This is a genomic window from Streptomyces sp. CB01635 (assembly GCF_002803065.1).
Taxonomy (GTDB): Bacteria; Actinomycetota; Actinomycetes; order Streptomycetales; family Streptomycetaceae; genus Streptomyces.
Genome location: NZ_NNBL01000004.1, coordinates 437,766 through 456,944, shown reverse-complemented (window position 1 = coordinate 456,944; position 19,179 = coordinate 437,766). Strand labels below are relative to the sequence as shown.

Here is a 19,179-nt window from a genome sequence, read left to right as displayed (position 1 = left end):
TCACGGACCGCCGACGGCCCTTACTGGATTGCCCGGCCGGGGAGACGCGCCCCCGCGGCCGGGCGCGCGCCTACTGTCCGCCCGTGTAGTTCTGCCCGAGGACCACGGACACGTCCGCGTTCGCCACGGTCTTCCCCTTGCGCACCGCGCTCGTCGGCAGTCCCAGGGTCTTGGCGACCTCGACGGCGTCCTGCTTGCGGTCGTCGTCCTGATACGTGACCTGCGACGCGGCCTGGGCCGGGGTGCCCGTCCCGGCGTCGACGAAGGTGTAGCCGCCGTTGACCAGCGTGACCCTGGCCTTCTCCGTGCGGGTCTTCACGCCCGTGGCGTTCTTGATGCCGACGCGTACGGAGGCGTCCTTGCCGGGGTTCTTCACCGTGCCGCCGAGGACGTCCTTGACGACGCTGCCGGTGGCCTGCTCGGAGAGGGTGCCGTCCTGCTGCACGGGCAGGAGCGCGGTCTTGTAGTCGCCGCCCTTGGCCCGGTCGGCGAGCTTGGCGAGGAACGCGCCGAGGTCCTTCTCGCCCAGCGAGGGGTCGAGGATCTGGGCGAGGGACTGGACGGTGACGGTGGCGGCGTGCGGGTCGGACGACAGCTTGCGCAGCACGCCCTGCATGACCTGGCCGAACCGCATGAGCTGCGCGGTGTCGGACTCGCCGGGCGCGCGGTAGGTGGCGTACGCGACGGCCATGGGGCCGCTCAACGTCTGCTGCTTCCCCTTCTTGACCAGCGGGGACGTCGCCTTCTTCCTGTCCTTCCCGGACTTGGCGGCCGGGTCGGGGACGTCGGCGTTCGTGTCGATATCGATGTTGCCGACGAGTTCGACGAGGTTGTTGAGGTAAGGGGTGTCGAGCCGCCACGTGCCCTCGACGTCCGTGCCGAGGACCGTGTCGATGGCGTCGCGCGTGCCGGAGGACCCGTCGCCGTCGACGGACTTGCCGAGCGTCGTCGCGCTGCCCTCGTCGTCCGTCAGGGCAAGGGAGTTGGGGAGCAGGACGGTGGTGCCCTGCTTCGTGGTGGTGTTGTTGACGAGCAGCGCGGTCGAGGTGCCGCCGCCCTTGGTGTTGTGCATGTGGACGACGATCACATCGCGGTTCTGCGAGCCCGCGGTGTCGGCGGCACCCTTGCCGGAGTCCTTGGAGCCGAAGCCGGGCAGCTTGCCCGCGTACCAGAGGTAGCCGACGCCGCCGGTCACACAGAGCACGAGGACGACGACGAGGGCGACGATCCGGCTGCGGCCGCGGCGGCGGGCCTCCTCGCGGCGCTCGGTGCGCGACTCGGTGAACTTCAGCCAGTCGATGACGTCTTCGGAGTTCTCGTCCGGCTCCTCGACGAAGGAGAACTGCTCGGTCCGGTAGTCGGGCGCCCCGTCACGTCGATCGCGCGCGGCGGGTTCGGTCCGGGGAGCGGCCTGCGCCGGGATGTGGGCGGTCGTGGTCTGCTCCTCGACCCGCTGCTGCTGCCCCGTTCCCGCGGCACTCCCGTAGGGGTCGTAGGAAGGGGGCGGTCCCTGCTGCGTGGGCGTACCCGCCCCGTAGGGGTCGTACGTGTCGTACGAGGGCACCGGCGGCTGCTGGCCGGTGGCGTACGGGTCGTAGCCGTAGCCCTGGTCCTGGGACTGCTGCGGATACTCGTACTGCGCAGGCTGCTGGGGCACCTGCCGGTACACGGGCTGCCCGTACTCGTCGTAGCCGACGAGCTCGTACTGGTCGGACGTGTTGGACGCGTCCCCCGAGTAATTGCCCGAGTAACCGTCGTATCGGTCGTTCACCGGTGCCCCTCTCGGCTCACTCGCCGCGGTACAGCTCGCGCTTGTCGATGTAGCGCACCACACCGTCCGGGACCATGTACCAGACGGGGGCACCCTTGGCGACCCTCGCACGGCAGTCCGTGGACGAGATGGCGAGGGCCGGCACCTCGACGAGCGAGACACCGCCTTCCGGCAGACCGGGGTCGGTCAGCGGGTGGCCCGGCCGGGTGACCCCGATGAAGTGCGCCAGGGAGAACAGTTCTTCCGTGTACCGCCAGGTGAGGATCTGACCCAGGGCGTCTGCGCCGGTGATGAAGAAGAGGTCCGAGTCCGGATTGAGCGCGCGCAGATCGCGCAGTGTGTCCGTGGTGTACGTCGGCCCGCCGCGGTCGATGTCGATACGGCTCACCGAGAACTGCGGGTTCTCGGCGGTCGCGATGACCGTCATCAGATAGCGGTCCTCGGCCGGAGTGACAGTGCGGTCCGCCTTCTGCCACGGCTGCCCGGTGGGTACGAACACGACCTCGTCGAGGTGGAACTGCGCGGCGACCTCGCTGGCCGCCACCAGGTGTCCGTGGTGGATCGGGTCAAACGTTCCGCCCATGACGCCGAGACGCCGCTTGGCGGTGCTGATCCGGGCCCGGTCCGGGCCGCCGGCCGGGCCGTTCACCGGGCCGGTAGGCATGTCCTGCTCTCCCATGCGTGCAGAGCCTACTGGCCCGGTCGGAGTGCCTTCGCCGTCAGGGCCTAGCGGTCCCGGTTGAAGCGGGTGACGATCCACAGCATCAGCAGCAGCAGGAACAGGGCGCCGCCGCCCGTGAGGTAGGGACTGAGGCTCGGGTGGTTGCCGCCGTGCTCGCCGCCCTCGGCGGCGAGGGTGGCCAGCTGGGCAGCGGTGCTGTGGAGGCTCATCGTCAGCAGGACCTATCCGGGTGAGACGGGATGGGGAGTCGGGATCTGGGTGGTGACATGAAGTCTGGATAAAGACTTCCCGCTCATCGTATGCGGGGGTGTCCTCGGCGATCACGCCGACTCTGCCGTATGCACGTCCGTCCCGCAGCCGTATCAGTCGTCGCGCTTGTAGCCGCGCAGCAGGAACCAGCCCAGGAACACGCTGCCGAGGAAGCCCACGACGATGACGATGCGCAGCAGATTGCCCGCGCCCTGCTGGTCGGAGGCTGCGGCGCTGACCGCCTGGGTGAGCCAGGCTGCGTCGGGTGTGTGCTCCATGGCGTTTCGCTCCTTCAGTGTGCTGCCCCGCCACGGTATCTCCGCCTACTGTGGAGACCTCCTCGGGGGCACAACCGAACACGACGGCACACGAACATGGGGGACGCATGTCCGACGTCAACGACGGCAACGACGGCCAGCGCGAGCACGTACCGAGCAGGCAGCGGCGACGCTTCGAGGGGATCTCCTCGCGGGCGTACGAGCACCCGGCGGACCGTTCGGCCCTGGTGGCCCTGCGCAAGCTCACCGGTTTCGACACGGTGTTCAAGGCCCTCAGCGGGCTGCTGCCCGAGCGCAGTCTGCGCCTGCTGTTCCTGTCGGACTCGGTCCGGGTCTCCGACGACCAGTTCGCGCACCTCAACGACATGCTGCGGGACGCCTGTTACATCCTGGACCTGGAGAAGGTCCCGCCGATGTACGTCAACCAGGACCCCCAGCCGAACGCGATGTGCATCGGCCTGGACGAGCCGATCATCGTCGTCACGACCGGCCTGGTGGAGCTGCTCGACGAGGAGGAGATGCGGGCGGTCGTCGGCCACGAGGTGGGCCACGCGCTGTCCGGCCACTCGGTCTACCGGACGATACTGCTGTTCCTGACCAGCCTGGCGCTCCGCGTCGCGTGGATCCCGCTCGGCAACCTCGCGATCATGACGATCGTCACCGCGCTGCGCGAGTGGTTCCGCAAGTCGGAGCTGTCGGCGGACCGCGCCGGCCTGCTGGTCGGCCAGGACCTCAACGCGTCGATGCGCGGCCTGATGAAGATCGCGGGCGGCAACCATCTGCACGAGATGAACGTGGACGCGTTCCTCAAGCAGGCCGAGGAGTACGAGGCCGGGGGCGACCTGCGCGACTCCGTGCTGAAGATCCTCAATGTGCTGCCGCGTACGCACCCCTTCACCACGGTCCGCGCGGCCGAGCTGAAGAAGTGGGCCGCGACCCGCGACTACCAGCGGATCATGGACGGCCACTACCCGCGCCGCACCGAGGACAAGGACACCTCGGTCACCGACTCGTTCCGCCAGTCGGCCTCGCACTACGCGGACAACATGCGCAACTCCAAGGACCCGCTGATGAAGCTGGTCACGGACATCGCGGGCGGCGCGGGCGACCTGGGCGGCAAGCTGCGCGGGAAGTTCGGCGGCGGCAACGGCGGCGCGCACACGGGCAACCACGGGACGCCGGAGGACGGCGAGTAGGTCCCGCGGGGCTCAGAGCGAAGGCTGGGCGCCCGGCGCGAGAGCACCGCACAGCGAGGCGGTGCCACCCGTGGCGTACGGGTCGGTGCCGGCCGGGCCGCCCTCCTTCGGTGCCTGCCCCGCGAGCAGCGGGTGCAGATGGGCGGCCGAGTCGACGGAGCAGGACAGCGGCCCGGCCTGCGTATAGCTGACGAGCACCTCGGCCTGGTGCATGCGCAGGTCGTCACGGTCGAAGCGGAAGTGCAGCTCGCGGCGGACGGTGAACAGGGACGCCTTCGCGTCGGAACCGGCACCGGCCGGGCGCAGCGCGTAGACGAAGGTGTGGTCGGAGACGACCTCGAGGGTGTTCGCGTCGGACTCCGTGGCGCGCAGGGTGCCCTGGACGCGGATCCCGGTGCCGGCGAGCTCGGCCTGCTTCGGGTCGAAGCGGACGAGCCAGCCGGTGGCCTCGTGCCGTCCGTCGGCGGCGGGCCGGTCGAAGCTCCGGTCGAACTGGTCGAGCTGCTGCGGGTCGAGCAGGATCCGCACGGGCCGCACGGCCTTCCCGGTGAGCACGTCGGGGTCGAGCGAGGACTCGACGAGATAGTCCTTGACGGTGGTCAGGGCGGCGTAGACCTGGCTCTCGGAGAAGTGCGAAGTGCGCTGCTCCGGGGGCAGGTTGATGCCTTCGGCGGCCGTCCTGAACTCGGCGGCGGGGCTGTGCTTGTAGAGCTGGGACACCGAGACGGCGCCGGGCACCTTGCCCTGCGGCGAGAGCGGGATGACGGTCATGCGCAGCGGTTCGGGCCGGCGGGCGGTGGCGGGGCTCTGGTACGGGTTGCGCACGCCCATGTAGATCGCGGTGCCGAACGCGACAACGATCAGGATGACGAGGATGACGGCCTGCCGGGTGAAGCCGCGGCGCAGTCCGGGGCGCCGGCGTACGGCGGGCGCGTGGTCGGTGATGCGCTCCTGCGCGGAGAACTCCTGGAGCCGGGCAGCACGGATGAACGACTCGTCGAAGACGACGGATCGGTACTCGTCCTCGCCACCACCGCCGGGAGCGCTCTCGGGGGTCCCCTCCGGTGGGTCTCCTGGCTCGCCCATACCTTCAGGGTAGGTCTGCCGGGGGTCCGGTAAACGCCCTGGTACACGACAACTTCCGACAGGTTCTCGACCCTGTGCTCACGGGGTGTACCCGTCCGTGGTCAGGGGGTCCGCGGGGTCGCGGGGACCGGTGGCTGGAAGTATTCTGCCGAAGCGCTGGGGGCGGTCGGGAAGCCCTTCTCCAGCTCGGTCGTCGCGGGCGGCGGGACCCGGTCCTGGCGGCCGCCCGACGAGGCGCCGCGGTAGACGGCGGTGAAGGCGAGCGCGACCATGCCGATGCCCATGACGAGGGCGAGCAGCCAGGCGACGGGGCGGCGCCAGCGCACCTTCGCGGCGCCGGGGCGCGGGTAGCCGTCCTCGTCGACATCGGGATCGTAGAGGTCGTCCACCTCCGGGCCGTGGGCGTAGCCGCCTCGCGGGTCGGGGCCGTACCCGTCGTCGTAGAGGTCGTCGTCGACCGCGGAGCCACGCGTGCGGGCCCTTCGTGCCTCGGCTTCCTGGGCCTCGGCGCGCGCCTGCGCCGCGGCGAGCAGCCGCTCGACCGCGGTGGGTTCATGGACCTCGGCGGCTTTCACGAAGTCCTCGTCGAAGACCACGGAGGCGAACTCTTCGTCCGCACCCCCGCGGTCGCGGTCGTCGTCGGGCTCCCAGCCGTCAGGGAACGGCGTGCCCCCCACGTCCTCCGGCACGCGTCCAGAGTAGACCTGGGGGGTCGTTTTGGGCAGTCGGTGCGGGAATTCCCTTTGTTCCCGTCCGCATGCCCGCGACTACCGGGTGTGGCCGTCGCCGGTGACGATGTACTTGGTGCTCGTGAGCTCCGGAAGGCCCATGGGGCCCCGGGCGTGGAGCTTCTGGGTGGAGATGCCGATCTCGGCGCCGAAGCCGAACTGGCCGCCGTCGGTGAAGCGCGTCGAGGCGTTCACGGCGACCGTGGTGGAGTCGACCAGTTGGGTGAAGCGGCGGGCCGCCTGCTGCGAGGTGGTGACGATGGCCTCGGTGTGGCCGGAGGACCAGAGGCGGATGTGCTCCACGGCAGCGTCCAGGGAGTGCACGACGGCGGCCGCGATGTCGTACGAGAGGTATTCGGTCTCCCAGTCCTCGGGGGTCGCCTCGACGACGGTGGCCTTGGAGCCCTCGGCGTACGCGAGAACGCGCTCGTCGGCGTGCACGGTGACGCCGGCCTCGGCGAGGGCCGCAAGGGCGCGGGGTACGAAGGCGTCGGCGATGTCCTGGTGGACGAGGAGGGTCTCGGCGGCGTTGCAGACGCTGGGGCGCTGCGCCTTGGAGTTGATCAGGATGTCGACGGCCATGTCGAGGTCCGCGTGGGCGTCGACGTAGACGTGGCAGTTGCCGGTGCCGGTCTCGATGACGGGGACGATCGAGTTCTCGACGACGTTCTTGATGAGGGAGGCGCCGCCGCGCGGGATGAGGACGTCGACCAGGCCGCGCGCCCGCATCAGCTCGTTGACGGAGTCGCGGCTCTCCCCGGGCACGAGCTGGATGGCGTCGGCGGGCAGCCCGGAGCCGCCGACCGCGTCGCGCAGCACCCGCACGAGGGCGGTGTTGGACTCGTACGCGGACGAACTTCCGCGCAGGAGAACGGCGTTGCCCGACTTGAGGCAGAGGGCGGCGGCGTCCACGGTCACGTTCGGGCGGGCCTCGTAGATGATGCCGACGACGCCGAGCGGGACGCGGACCTGGCGCAGGTCGATGCCGTTCGGGAGGGTGTTGCCGCGGACGACCGTGCCGACCGGGTCGGGCAGGGCGACGACGTCGCGCACGTCGGCGGCGATGGCGCGGACCCGCTCGGGCGTGAGCGTGAGGCGGTCGATGACCGACTCGCTGGTGCCGGCCTCGCGGGCGCGGGCGATGTCCTTGGCGTTCGCCTCGACGATCTCGGCCGTGCGCACTTCGAGGGCGTCGGCGATCGCGGCGAGAGCGTCGTCCTTCGCGGCCCGCGGCAGCGGGGCGATCACGCCGGCCGCGGACCGGGCGCGGTAGGCGGCCTGGGTGACGGGGGTCATCGAGTCGTACGGCGAGAGCGAGGTCATATCGGCAGGGTAATGGGCGCGCGAGGGCTGTCCGGCGGCTGTTCCGAACCCTGAGATGTGACCTAAAACGGGTGTACACCGACCGGGGTGGCCGGCAGGGGCCCGTAGCCCTCGGCTATGCGCTGGTGGTACGTGTCGCGGTCGATGACCTCGAGGCCGACGATCTCCCACGGCGGGAGCTGGGAACTCTGGCGGTGCTCGCCCCACAGGCGCAGCGCCACGGCGGCCGCGTCGTGCAGGTCGCGGGCCTCTTCCCAGTAGCGGATCTCGGCGTGGTCGACGGCGTACCGGCTCGTCAGCAGAAAGGGATGGTCGTGCGCCAGCTGTTCGAGTCCCCGCCGAACCTCGGCGAGGGGCGCGTCGGCGCCGGAGACGCTGAGAGTGACATGCCAGAGGCGGGGGCCTTCCTCCGTCACGGCACTCTCCTCCTGCCCGCTGCCCTGGTACGACTCGCCGGCCGCGACGCTGGTCAGTGCCCGCTCCGCCGACCCTCGGGACGTCGCCCCCGGGCGCGCTCGTCTCACGACGGCCTCCTTTGCGCAATGGTCGTGCGGAACTTCCTGCACCAAAGTTGAGCAGGCCAAGCGCCCTCGTGGGGCGGTTTTGGGGAAGGTCCCCCGCGGGAGGCCCGGCTTTCGGCCGTCTACACGGTTTACGCCCGGCGCGGACGCCGGATCTTCACGAGTACGCCGGGGCGGTCAGGGGTGCAGCAGCACCAGATCGTCCCGGTGGACGACCTCACGCTCGTACGCGGGCCCGAGCTCGCGGGCCAGCTCGCGGGTGGAGCGGCCGATGAGCTGTGGGATCTCCTTGGCGTCGAAGTTCACCAGGCCGCGTGCGATCGCCCGCCCCTTGGCGTCGCGCAGCTCGACGGGGTCGCCCGCGCCGAACTCGCCCTCGACGGCCGCGATGCCTGCGGGAAGGAGCGACTTGCGGCCCTCGACGACGGCCTTCACCGCCCCGTCGTCGAGCGTGAGCGCGCCCTGCGGGGTGGAGGCGTGCTGGAGCCACAGGAGGCGGTCGGCGCTGCGCCGGCCCGTGCGGTGGAAGTACGTGCCCGTGTCGCGGGCGGCGAGCGCGTCGGCGGCGTGCACCGCGCTGGTGAGGACGACGGGGATGCCCGCGGCGGCGGCGATCCCGGCCGCCTCGACCTTGGTGACCATGCCGCCGGTGCCGACGCCCGCCTTGCCCGCGCTGCCGATCTTGACGTGCGCGATGTCGGCGGGGCCGCGGACCTCGGAGATCCGCGAGCTGCCGGGCTTGGCGGGGTCGCCGTCGTAGAGGCCGTCGACGTCCGAGAGGAGGACGAGGAGGTCGGCGTGGACGAGGTGGGCGACGAGAGCGGCGAGCCGGTCGTTGTCGCCGAAGCGGATCTCGTCCGTCGCCACGGTGTCGTTCTCGTTCACGACGGGCAGAGCACCCATCGCGAGGAGCTGGTCGAGGGTGCGCGACGCGTTGCGGTGGTGGGCGCGGCGGGCCATGTCGTCGCTGGTGAGCAGGACCTGGCCGACGCGGACGCCGTAGCGTGCGAAAGAGGCGGTGTAGCGGGCCACCAGGAGGCCCTGGCCGACGCTGGCGGCCGCCTGCTGGCGGGCGAGGTCCTTGGGGCGGCGGCGCAGGCCGAGTGGGGCGAGCCCGGCGGCGATGGCGCCGGACGAGACGAGCACGATCTCCTTCTCGCCGCCGCTGCGGGACTTGGCGAGCACGTCGACGAGGGCGTCGACCCGGTCGGCGTCGAGGCCGCCCTCGGCGGTGGTGAGCGAGGAGGATCCGACCTTGACCACGATCCTGCGGGCTTCCGCCACGCCCTGCCTCATGTCCTGCCCTGCCGCTGACACGTGCGTTCCCCATCAGTGCTGACCGGCCGTGGGCCTCGTCCCGGCCACGGCCCTGGTCCTGCAATCTACGTGAGCGGTACGGCGCGGCGCCTCCGGGTTCCGAGGGGCGGACGGCAGGCTCACCCCAGAGGAATTCCGCCGGAGGCCGCGGAAGGAATCGTCACCCAGAGCCCTTGGGGCCTTTGCCCCTTTATCCGGTGATTGCTGTCACGAAGGATTGCTAGCGAGGGCGCGAAAGTCATACGGTCAGTGGTCGGCCTTCATCGAAGAATGCCGCGCACCCCCCGCAAATCTTTCCCCCCGCCATCCGATCCCCCCTGCCAGGAGCCCCGCCCAGTGCCCTCCGCCGGCCTTGCCTCCCGCCGCGTCGTGCAGCTCTCAGCGCTCTTCGCGATGTTCGCGCTCTACACGGCCCAGCTCGTCAGCGCGCTGATCCCGTACGTCCCGGTGTTCGTCGCCGCGAGCGCCGCGGGTCTCGCGCTCGACACGTATCTCCAGTACAAGCAGCCCGGCCTGCTCTCCCTCCTCGGCAAGATCCGCTTCGATGTCACCGTCCGGCAGCTGCTGCGCGACATGCTGATCCTGGTCGGTCTCCTGCGCATCGACGGCATCGAGCCGCTGGCCGAGCAGTCCCCCCTCACCATCGCGCTGCTCGCCTTCTACGCCCTGCACTTCGTGTGCCAGGCCGTGGCCGTCCTGGTGCGCCGCACGCGCGCGCTGCCCATCGTGACGCGGAACATCGACGCGTCGGAGCTGCGGCTGTCCGCGGCCCCGCCGCGCATCCTGGCCCGCCGCCAGGGTCACCGCCTGCTCGGCTTCGCCGCCCCCGGCACCATCGGCCTGCTGATCACGGCGGCCACCACCGACGCGCTCTGGGGCGTCATCGGCCTCGGTGTCTCGATCGTGCTGCTCGGCGGCGGCACGGTCTATCTCGCGACCTGGCTGCTCCCGAAGAAGCGCGCCTTGAGCGAGCAGAAGGTCATGGCCTGGCTCGACCGCTGGCTGGCCGACTACAAGCCGACCGTCGCGATGTACTTCTCGGGCGGCACGTCGTCCGCGTACCAGGCGAACATGTGGCTCTCCACACTCTCCGAGGTCGACGGCAAGCCGCTGATCGTGCTGCGCGAGCGGTTCATGGTCCAGAAGATCGACGCGACCGACGTGCCGATCATCTGCTTCCCGAAGGTCGCCACGATGTTCTCCTTGGAGAACTCGACGCTGAAGATGGTGCTGCACCCGGCGAACGCCGCGAAGACCTCCCAGGTCCTGCGCATCCCGACGATCAAGCACGCGTTCATCAACCACGGCGAGAGCGACAAGCTGTCCTCCTGCAACCCGTACGCGAAGGCGTACGACGAGGTGTGGGTGGCCGGGCCCGCGGCCCGCGAGCGCTACCAGCTCGCCGACATCGGCGTCGAGGACAAGGACGTCGTGGAGGTCGGCCGCCCGCAGCTGTCGCCCATCAAGCGCTCCACCGGCGCGCCGCAGGACCCCCGTGGCGGAGCCACAGGTGAACGCTTCACGACGGTCCTCTACGCCCCCACGTGGGAGGGCTGGGACGGCAACCCGGGCAACACGTCGGTGGTTCTCGCCGGCGAGAACATCGTCAAGCACCTGCTCGCCGATGACTCCGTGCGCCTCCTCTACAAGCCGCACCCGATGACCGGCTCGGTCGACCCGCGCGCGGGCGCCGCGAACGAGCGCATCAAGGCGATGGTCCGCGAGGCGGCCGCGAAGCGCTCCGGCGCGCGGCCCGGCCCCGAGGCCGCCGCCGAGCTGGTCCGCCGCGCGGCGGAGCTGGACAAGCTGACGTCGACCGCGTTCCGCTCCAGCGCGGACGAGATGGAGCGCATGCTGCTCCAGGGCACGCCCGACGGGGGCCGGCAGGCCGCCGTCGCCGAGGCGACCGCCGCGTGGGAGTCCGCGTACTGGGCGTCCTTCCCGGAGTGGGAGCACCTGGTCATCACGGACGCCCGCCCGGCGATCTTCACCTGCTTCAACCAGGCCGACGTCCTCATCAGCGACGTCTCCTCGGTCGTCTCGGACTGGCTGACGAGCGAGAAGCCGTACGCCGTCGCGAACACCTCCGGCATGACCGAGGGCGATTTCCGCGCCGGATTCCCGACGGTCAGCGCGGCGACGATCCTGACGCCCGCGGCAACGGAGGTACCCGCCCTTCTCGCGGCCGTACGCGCCCCGGAGACGGATTCCCACGCGGAGGCCCGCGCGGAGCTCAAGGAGCACCTCCTGGGCCCCTCGGACCCGCCGTCCCTGGACCGCTTCAACGACGCGGTGCGCGCGCTGTGCGCCCGGGCCGACGAGCGACGCGTGCGCATGGAGTCCCGCCTCGCGGCGGAGATCCCCGGCCAGCGCGACACGGACACCGCCGACGAGATCGCCGAGGCCCTGGAATCGGATCCGGAGTCGGGCGACACGGTCACTGCGTAGCGTTCCGCGCGCAGGCTGAGCATGGGGAAGGCCCCCGGGAGAATCTCCCGGGGGCCTTCCCCATGCTCAGCTGTTCCATACGGTGGGCTGAAGCTCCCCACAGCAGCCCTCACACCGCCCGGCCGCAAGCGGCCGCCCAGGCTTCGGGACAGCCGCGCCGGACTCCGTCCGTCGGCCCCAGCACCACCCGACGACCTAGAACGGCTTGAACTCGTCGTACTCCTGCTCCGCATCGTCCCGCTCCGCCTGCTTGTCGCGGCGACGCTGGGCAGCGGGGCGGGGCTCCTCCATGCGGTGGTCCTCGCCTCGGCGGCCGAGCATCTCGGCGCCTGCCATGACCGTGGGCTCCCAGTCGAAGACGACCGCGTTGTCCTCGGGGCCGATGGCCACGCCGTCGCCGGCGACCGCGCCGGCCTTCATCAGGGAATCCTCGACGCCGAGGCGGTTGAGGCGGTCTGCGAGGTAGCCGACGGCCTCGTCGTTGTTGAAGTCGGTCTGGCGCACCCAGCGCTCCGGCTTCTCGCCGCGCACGCGGAAGAGGCCGTCCTCCTCCTGCACGACCGTGAAGCCCGAGTCGTCGACCGCCTTCGGACGGATGACGATGCGGGTCGCCTCCTCCTTGGGCTTGGCGGCACGCGCCGAGGCGACCATCTCGGCGAGGGCGAAGGACAGCTCCTTGAGGCCCTTGTGGGCCACGGCCGACACCTCGTAGACCCGGTAGCCGCGGGCCTCCAGGTCGGGGCGGACCAGGTCCGCGAGGTCCTGGCCGTCCGGCACGTCGACCTTGTTGAGGACGACGAGGCGCGGACGGTTGTCGAGGCCGCCGTACTGCTTGAGCTCCGCCTCGATGATGTCGAGGTCGGAGACCGGGTCACGGTCCGACTCGAGGGTGGCCGTGTCGAGTACGTGGACCAGGACCGAGCAGCGCTCGACATGGCGCAGGAACTCCAGGCCGAGGCCCTTGCCCTGGCTGGCGCCCGGGATGAGGCCCGGCACGTCGGCGATGGTGTAGACGGTCGAGCCGGCCGTCACCACGCCGAGGTTCGGGACGAGCGTCGTGAACGGGTAGTCGGCGATCTTCGGCTTCGCGGCCGACAGGACCGAGATGAGGGACGACTTTCCGGCGCTCGGGTAGCCGACGAGCGCGATGTCCGCGACCGTCTTGAGCTCGAGGACGATGTCCTGGAGGTCGCCGGCCACACCGAGGAGCGCGAAGCCGGGCGCCTTGCGGCGGGCCGAGGCCAGCGCCGCGTTGCCGAGGCCGCCGCGGCCGCCCTGGGCGGCGACGTACGTCGTGCCCTGGCCGACGAGGTCGGCCAGCACGTTGCCCGCCTTGTCGAGGATGACGGTGCCGTCCGGCACGGGCAGGACGAGATCCTGGCCGTCCTTGCCGGAGCGGTTGCCGCCCTCGCCGGGCTTGCCGTTCGTGGCCTTGCGGTGGGGCGAGTGGTGGTAGTCGAGGAGCGTCGTCACCGACTGGTCGACGACCAGGATGACGTCACCGCCACGGCCGCCGTTGCCGCCGTCCGGGCCGCCGAGCGGCTTGAACTTCTCACGGTGAACGGAGGCACAGCCGTGGCCTCCGCTACCCGCGGCGACATGCAGTTCGACGCGGTCCACGAAGGTGGTCATGGTTCAGTGCCTCCTGGGGGGTTCCCCCGACGAAAGGCCGGAGGAGTACGAAATGTCTTTGCTCTGCGTCTATTGGAAACACACGAAGGGCGGACCTGCTTCCCGATCCGGAAGCCGAAGCTTCTGGCCGGGCAAGCAAGGTCCGCCCTCGCGAAAACGCTCTACGGAGCCTGAGTCCTAGGAACTAGGGGTTTCAGGCGACCGGAACGATGTTCACGACCTTGCGGCCGCGGTGCGTACCGAACTCCACCGCACCGGCGTTCAGCGCGAACAGGGTGTCGTCGCCACCGCGACCGACGCCCGTGCCGGGGTGGAAGTGGGTGCCGCGCTGGCGGACCAGGATCTCACCGGCGTTGACGGTCTGACCGCCGAAGCGCTTCACACCGAGCCGCTGAGCATTGGAATCGCGCCCGTTCCGAGTGGACGATGCGCCCTTCTTGTGTGCCATCTTGTCTCAGTCCCTTACTTCGCAGCCGTGGGGATGCCGGTGATCTTGATCGCCGTGTACTGCTGGCGGTGACCCTGACGACGGCGGTAGCCGGTCTTGTTCTTGTACCGAAGGATGTCGATCTTGGCACCCTTGTGGTGGTCAACGACCTCGGCCTGCACCTTGATGCCGGCCAGCACCCACGGGTCGCTGGTCACAGCGTCGCCGTCGACAACGAGCAGCGTAGAGAGCTCTACGGTGTCGCCAACCTTGGCAGTGGAAATCTTGTCAACCTCAACGATGTCGTCGACAGCAACCTTGTGCTGGCGACCACCGCTGCGCACGATGGCGTACACGCGGATCTCTCTTTCGCTCGGAACGAAACCCCTGAAGCCAGCCGCTCACACGTGCCCGAGGGCTCATGATGTTCCGGATTGGACGAGCGGCCTCCCCCGGCGGACCGGGAGGTGAGGTGCTCAGGGGTGCGGCGCTCAACAGACGCCGACGGTCAAGGTTACGGGTCACCCGCCGAAAGGGTCAAACCAGCCCCCTTCCGCCGCGTGCGCGCGGGCTACGCGGGCGGCTTCTCACCGTCCTGCGGCAGCGGCTTCACGCCCTTGCACAGGTCCGTGGCGTCGGCCGTGCCGGGCCAGGCGACGTTCCAGACGCGGTTGAAGTGGTCGCGGTAGGCGTCGTGCACGGAGTCGTCGTCGACCTTGACGATCGCCTCGTCGTTCTCGCGCAGCGCGGGGCCCGTGTAGTTCTGCGACCCAGTGAAGGTGATCTTGTTCCGCTTGCCGTCGTACATGCCGTCCACCAGCAGGTACTTCGAGTGGATGATGTACGGCGTCGTGAGCTTCTTGCCGGGGTTCAGCGGGTCCCGGTCGTCGTTGAGGCAGCGCAGCGAGGGCCCGCCCGTGGCGTGCAGACCCTCCCACGTCCCCTTGGGGCCGCCCAGGCTCTTGGCGCTGTCGGTCTCCGCGTACATGAGGCTGACGGAGCAGCCCTGCTTCTTCAGCGAGACCAGCTTGTCGGCGATCTGCTTGCGGGTGACCTTGAAGATCGCGGCCCGGATGACGGTCTTCTTCGCGGCGCCGGTCACCGGGTCCTTGTAGGAGCACGCGACGTTGTTGAGGACCGAGTACATCGTGTCGGACTCGTTGACCGTGCCGGCCCGCGGGAAGAAGTACGCCTTGTACAGGCCGCTGCTGACGGTGCGGTAGTCCCACGTCGACCAGCTCTTGCCGGTCATGTCCGTGAAGTAGTCCGAGTACGCCTCGTACATCACGCCGTTGTTCGGCAGCATCAGCGCGTCGTTGTAGAACTTCGTGTGCGCCGACGGCGTCGAGTTCGACGTGGTCTGCACGACGACGTTCGTGGCACCCTCGACCGCGGAGAACAGCCAGAACTTGTTGTGCATGATCGACTGCCCGTACTTGGGGTCGCCCAGGCAGGACTTGTGCGCCGGGCAGAGCGTCACGAAGGACGGGCTCGTCCTACTGGTGCCCAGAGCTGCCTTCAGCGAGGCGTACGACGTGTTGGTGGGGCGGTCGCTGACGCTGGACTCGTCGAGCAGTATCTGCACGTTGACTCCGCGCTTCTTGGCCGCGACGAGCGCGTCGACGACCGACTGCTCCCACACGTGGTAGACCGCGACCTTGATCACCGAACCGGGCAGCGCCGCGTTCGTCAGCTGGATCAGCCTGGTGCGGATCGCGTACTGCTGGTCCGTGGTGCCGTGCGGGTCGTTGAAGATCGGCCCCTCGGTCCACGTGGGGGTGTCCGCGGCGGCGGTCCCCACGGACGCGGTGGCCTGGATCCCGGCCGCCGAGAGAACCGTGGCGATTGCCACGGCCTGCCTGCCGCCCTTGACCGGCTTCACGGCACGGTGACGGCCCGTGCCTCTCAGGCGCGCGTGCGCCATTGCTACCCCTCCCCAGTTTCACGGGCCGCGTGTTCTCCCCAACGCGCGGTCGCGTGATCGTTCTTGTTCACTCGTGCGACTCCATGAGTTTTACAGGTAGTTGGCCGGCCTCCAAGAGGCAGGGGTGCGGCTCAGTGGTGTGACGTGACCTGTGACACGCCGACGCCCCCGTTCCGCACGTGCGGAACGGGGGCGTCGGGTCCGGATCTACCGCGTTGCTCAGGCCTCGTCGGCCGCGGCGGAGACGGACGGCTGAGCCTGCTGCTCGGCCGCCACGGTCTTCTTCGCGGTCGCCTTCTTGGCGGCGGTCTTGGTCGCCGCCTTCTTGGCCGTCGTCTTCTTCGCGGCCGTCTTCTTGGCCGCGGTCTTCTTGGTGGCGGCCTTCTTCGCCGTCGCCTTCTTGGCCGTCTTACGGGCCGCCTTCTTGGCGGCGGGCGCCTCTTCGGCGGCCTCGGACTCGGCCTGCTCCGGCTGGGCCTGCTCCGGCTCGGCCTGCGCCTCCGTGGCCGACGGGACGACCATCACGGCCGTCTCCTCGGACGCGGTCGGCGCGGTGGCCTTGCGGACGGCGCGACGACGCGGGCGGGCCGGAGCCGCGCTCTCGACGGGCGCCTCGGCCTCAGCGGCCTTGGGCTCGGCCTTCTCCTCGGCCACGGCGGGCTCGGGCTCGGGCTTGGCGGGCGCCGTGACGGTCACCTCGGCCTCGGCGGCGGCGTTCGGCGAACCGGCCGGGGCCGTCGCCTTACGGGTCGCCCGACGGCGCGTACGGCCCTTGGGAGCGGCGTCCTCGACCGGAGCGGGCTCCGCCACGACCGGCTCGGCCACGACCGGCTCGGCCACGACGGGCTCGGCCACGACGGGCTCGGCCTCGAACTGCGGGGCCTCCACCTTGGGAGCCTCCGCCTTGGCGGCCTCCTTCGGGGCGGCCTCGCCCTTGGGCGCGCCGGCCGGAGCCGACGCCCTGCGGGTCGCACGACGGCGCGAACGGCCGCCACGGGCCGCGGCCTCCGCCTCGGCGGGGCTGCTGTACAGCTCCTCGTCGGGCACGAACTCGGGCTCGGCCAGGGCGACCGGCGCCGCGACCTCGGCGGCGACCTCTTCCTCGGTCTCCACCTCCGTCTCGAGCGCCGCCTGCTCGTGGTCGTGCTCGTGCGTGTGCTCCGCGCCGTTGCCGCCACGGCCGCGCTTCTTGCGCTTGCCGCCGCCGCCACCGGCGGACGTGGGCTGCTCCATGTGGACGATGACGCCACGGCCGTTGCAATGGACGCAGGTCTCGGAGAAGGACTCCAGGAGGCCCTGGCCCACGCGCTTACGGGTCATCTGGACCAGGCCCAGCGAGGTGACCTCGGCCACCTGGTGCTTGGTCCGGTCACGGCCCAGGCACTCGAGGAGCCGGCGCAGGACCAGATCCCTGTTGGACTCCAGGACCATGTCGATGAAGTCGATGACGACGATGCCGCCGAGGTCGCGCAGGCGCAGCTGGCGCACGATCTCCTCGGCCGCTTCGAGGTTGTTCCTCGTCACGGTCTCTTCGAGGTTGCCGCCCTGGCCGGTGAACTTGCCGGTGTTGACGTCGACGACGATCATCGCCTCGGTCTTGTCGATCACCAGCGAGCCGCCGCTGGGCAGCCAGACCTTGCGGTCGAGCGCCTTGGCGAGCTGCTCGTCGATCCGGTACGTCGCGAAGACGTCGACCTCGGAGGTCCACTTCGAGAGGCGGTCGGACAGGTCGGGCGCCACGTGGTTGACGTAGCCGTGGATGGTCTCCCACGCCTCGTCACCGCTGACGATGACCTTGGAGAAGTCCTCGTTGAAGATGTCGCGCACGACGCGGACGGTCATGTCCGGCTCGCCGTACAGCAGACTCGGCGAGCTCGTCGAGATCTGCTTCGACTTCTTCTGGATCTCCTCCCACTGGGCCTGCAGACGCTCGACGTCGCGGCTCAGCTCCTCCTCGCTCGCACCCTCGGCGGCGGTGCGCACGATAACGCCCGCGTCCTCGGGGACGATCTTCTTGAGGATGGTCTTCAGACGCGCGCGCTCGGTGTCGGGCAGCTTGCGGCTGATGCCGGTCATCGACCCCTCGGGGACGTAGACCAGGTAGCGGCCGGGCAGCGAGACCTGGCTGGTCAGGCGGGCGCCCTTGTGGCCGATCGGGTCCTTCGTGACCTGTACGAGGACGGACTGGCCGGACTTGAGGGCGGTCTCGATGCGGCGCGGCCCGTTGGCCATACCGAGCGCCTCGAAGTTGACCTCACCGGCGTACAGCACCGCGTTGCGGCCCTTGCCGATGTCGATGAAGGCGGCCTCCATGGACGGCAGCACGTTCTGGACCTTGCCCAGGTACACGTTGCCGACGTACGAGGTCGACTGCTCCTTGTTGACGTAGTGCTCGACGAGGATGTCGTCCTCGAGCACGCCGATCTGGGTGCGCTCGCCGTGCTGGCGGACGACCATCACACGCTCGACGGCCTCGCGGCGCGCCAGGAACTCGGCCTCGGTGATGATCGGCACACGACGGCGGCCCTGCTCGCGGCCCTCGCGGCGGCGCTGCTTCTTCGCCTCGAGACGCGTCGAACCCTTGATGGACTGCACCTCGTCGGCACCGGTGCCGCGTTCCTCCTGCTTGCGGGGCTCGCGGACCTTCACGACCGTGCGCTCGGGGTCGCTGTCGCCCGGCTCGCCGTCGGTGGAGGAGTCACCCGCGCGACGGCGACGGCGACGGCGGCGACGGCTGCTGCTGGAGCCGGACGGGCCGGACTCCTCGCGCTCGTCGGCCTCGTCGGCCTCATCGCCCTCGTCGGTGGGCTCGGCCTCTTCGTCGGTGGGCTCGGCCTCTTCGTCGTGGTGCTCGTCGGACTCGGCGTCCGCGGAGTCACCGCGACGGCGGCGGCGGCCACCGCGGCGCCGGCGGCGCGTGGGGCGGTCGCCCTGCTCGTCGTGGTCCTCGTGGTCCTGGTCACCCTCGTCGGCGCCCTCGGCGTCCTCGGCCTCGGCGGGCTCCTCGACGGCGGCGGGCCGCTGCGGCTCGGCGGCCTGGGCGGCGGGCTGCTCCTCAGCGGCGCGGCCACGGCGACGGCGACGGCGCGGCGTCTCCTCAGCGACCACGTCGGCCACGGTCACGGCCTCGACGGGAGCCTCGGCCTCGACCGGCTCCTCCACCACGGCCTCGGCGGCTGCCGCGGCGGCAGCGCGCTCCGGGGTCTGGAACATCGGCTCGGCGAAGACCGGCGCCTGGAAGACGGCGACGGACGGCCGCGCGGGACGGCGCGAACCCTTTGTGCCCTTGGTCTCGTCGGCGGCGGGCTCGGCGGCGGCGGCGCGCGTGGCGGCCTTCCTGGCGGAGCGCTGCGCGGGCTCGGAGAAGCCGACCGCGGCCTTGCGGGTGGCGCGGCGACGGGGGCGGCGCCCACCTTCGGCGTCCTCCTCGGCTGCGGCGGGGACCTCCGTCTTGGGAGCCTCGGCCTTGGCGGGGGTCTCCGTCTTGGGAGTCTCGGCCGCGGCGGGCTCGGCGGCGGCCACGGGCTCGGCCTGCTCGGGCGCCCCGGCGGGGGCGGTGGAGCGGCGAGTGGCGCGGCGGCGGCCGCGCCCGGCTGG

General features: G+C 70.7%; 16 protein-coding genes. 2 read left to right on the top strand and 14 right to left on the bottom strand.

The features are described 5' to 3' along the window. Window positions 1-70: 70 nt before the first annotated feature. The 4 genes from CG723_RS16975 to CG723_RS46920 form a co-directional block, all read right to left on the bottom strand. The gene (locus CG723_RS16975; protein ID WP_234374346.1) at window positions 71-1,771 is read right to left on the bottom strand and encodes an LCP family protein; all 1,701 of its coding nucleotides are present in this window, start codon (window positions 1,769-1,771) and stop codon (window positions 71-73) included. Window positions 1,772-1,787: 16 nt separating this feature from the next. Further along, window positions 1,788-2,450: a nicotinate-nucleotide adenylyltransferase gene (gene nadD / locus CG723_RS16970; protein WP_100594232.1), complete on the bottom strand. Its 663-nt coding sequence runs from the start codon at window positions 2,448-2,450 to the stop codon at window positions 1,788-1,790. Between the two features lie 47 nt (window positions 2,451-2,497). Next, the gene (locus CG723_RS46925; protein WP_199841792.1) at window positions 2,498-2,662 is read right to left on the bottom strand and encodes a hypothetical protein; all 165 of its coding nucleotides are present in this window, start codon (window positions 2,660-2,662) and stop codon (window positions 2,498-2,500) included. A gap of 153 nt (window positions 2,663-2,815) precedes the next feature. Beyond that, the gene (locus tag CG723_RS46920) at window positions 2,816-2,980 is read right to left on the bottom strand and encodes a hypothetical protein (protein ID WP_199841791.1); all 165 of its coding nucleotides are present in this window, start codon (window positions 2,978-2,980) and stop codon (window positions 2,816-2,818) included. Window positions 2,981-3,087: 107 nt separating this feature from the next. On the opposite strand from CG723_RS46920, the gene CG723_RS16965 reads away from it, so the two are divergent. Continuing rightward, the gene (locus CG723_RS16965) at window positions 3,088-4,176 is read left to right on the top strand and encodes a M48 family metallopeptidase (RefSeq protein ID WP_100594231.1); all 1,089 of its coding nucleotides are present in this window, start codon (window positions 3,088-3,090) and stop codon (window positions 4,174-4,176) included. Window positions 4,177-4,188: 12 nt separating this feature from the next. Here CG723_RS16965 and CG723_RS16960 read toward each other — a convergent pair whose 3' ends face one another. The 5 genes from CG723_RS16960 to proB form a co-directional block, all read right to left on the bottom strand. After that, window positions 4,189-5,262, bottom strand: coding sequence for an SCO2583 family membrane protein (locus CG723_RS16960; protein ID WP_100594230.1), 1,074 nt, complete (start codon window positions 5,260-5,262; stop codon window positions 4,189-4,191). Between the two features lie 101 nt (window positions 5,263-5,363). Then, entirely contained in the window at window positions 5,364-5,951 is a 588-nt protein-coding gene (locus tag CG723_RS16955) for an SCO2584 family spore wall biosynthesis protein (protein ID WP_100594229.1), read from the bottom strand. A 78-nt stretch (window positions 5,952-6,029) separates the two neighbouring features. Continuing rightward, window positions 6,030-7,313, bottom strand: coding sequence for a glutamate-5-semialdehyde dehydrogenase (locus CG723_RS16950; protein ID WP_100594228.1), 1,284 nt, complete (start codon window positions 7,311-7,313; stop codon window positions 6,030-6,032). A 62-nt stretch (window positions 7,314-7,375) separates the two neighbouring features. Beyond that, window positions 7,376-7,837 (bottom strand): hypothetical protein, encoded by a 462-nt coding sequence (locus tag CG723_RS16945; protein ID WP_100594227.1) that lies wholly within the window; start codon window positions 7,835-7,837, stop codon window positions 7,376-7,378. Window positions 7,838-8,011: 174 nt separating this feature from the next. Continuing rightward, entirely contained in the window at window positions 8,012-9,118 is a 1,107-nt protein-coding gene (gene proB / locus CG723_RS16940) for a glutamate 5-kinase (protein WP_100594226.1), read from the bottom strand. 369 nt (window positions 9,119-9,487) lie between these two features. Between proB and CG723_RS16935 the strand changes: the two genes are divergently transcribed. Continuing rightward, entirely contained in the window at window positions 9,488-11,599 is a 2,112-nt protein-coding gene (locus CG723_RS16935) for a hypothetical protein (protein WP_100594225.1), read from the top strand. Between the two features lie 195 nt (window positions 11,600-11,794). Here the strand turns inward: CG723_RS16935 and obgE are convergent, their stop codons facing one another. The 5 genes from obgE to CG723_RS16910 form a co-directional block, all read right to left on the bottom strand. Next, entirely contained in the window at window positions 11,795-13,231 is a 1,437-nt protein-coding gene (gene obgE / locus CG723_RS16930) for a GTPase ObgE (RefSeq protein WP_100594224.1), read from the bottom strand. 193 nt (window positions 13,232-13,424) lie between these two features. Next, a complete protein-coding gene (gene rpmA, locus CG723_RS16925) occupies window positions 13,425-13,679 on the bottom strand; it encodes a 50S ribosomal protein L27 (protein WP_100594223.1) in 255 nt (84 codons plus the stop codon). Window positions 13,680-13,693: 14 nt separating this feature from the next. Beyond that, window positions 13,694-14,014, bottom strand: a complete 321-nt coding sequence (gene rplU, locus CG723_RS16920; protein ID WP_055566950.1) for a 50S ribosomal protein L21 — start codon at window positions 14,012-14,014, stop codon at window positions 13,694-13,696. A 215-nt stretch (window positions 14,015-14,229) separates the two neighbouring features. After that, window positions 14,230-15,582 carry a phospholipase D-like domain-containing protein gene (locus CG723_RS16915; protein ID WP_100594222.1) on the bottom strand — a complete coding sequence of 451 codons (1,353 nt, stop codon included), beginning with the start codon at window positions 15,580-15,582 and terminating at the stop codon, window positions 14,230-14,232. Between the two features lie 219 nt (window positions 15,583-15,801). Continuing rightward, on the bottom strand, window positions 15,802-19,179 hold a 3,378-nt coding region (locus CG723_RS16910; protein ID WP_234374344.1), incomplete at its 5' end, for an Rne/Rng family ribonuclease.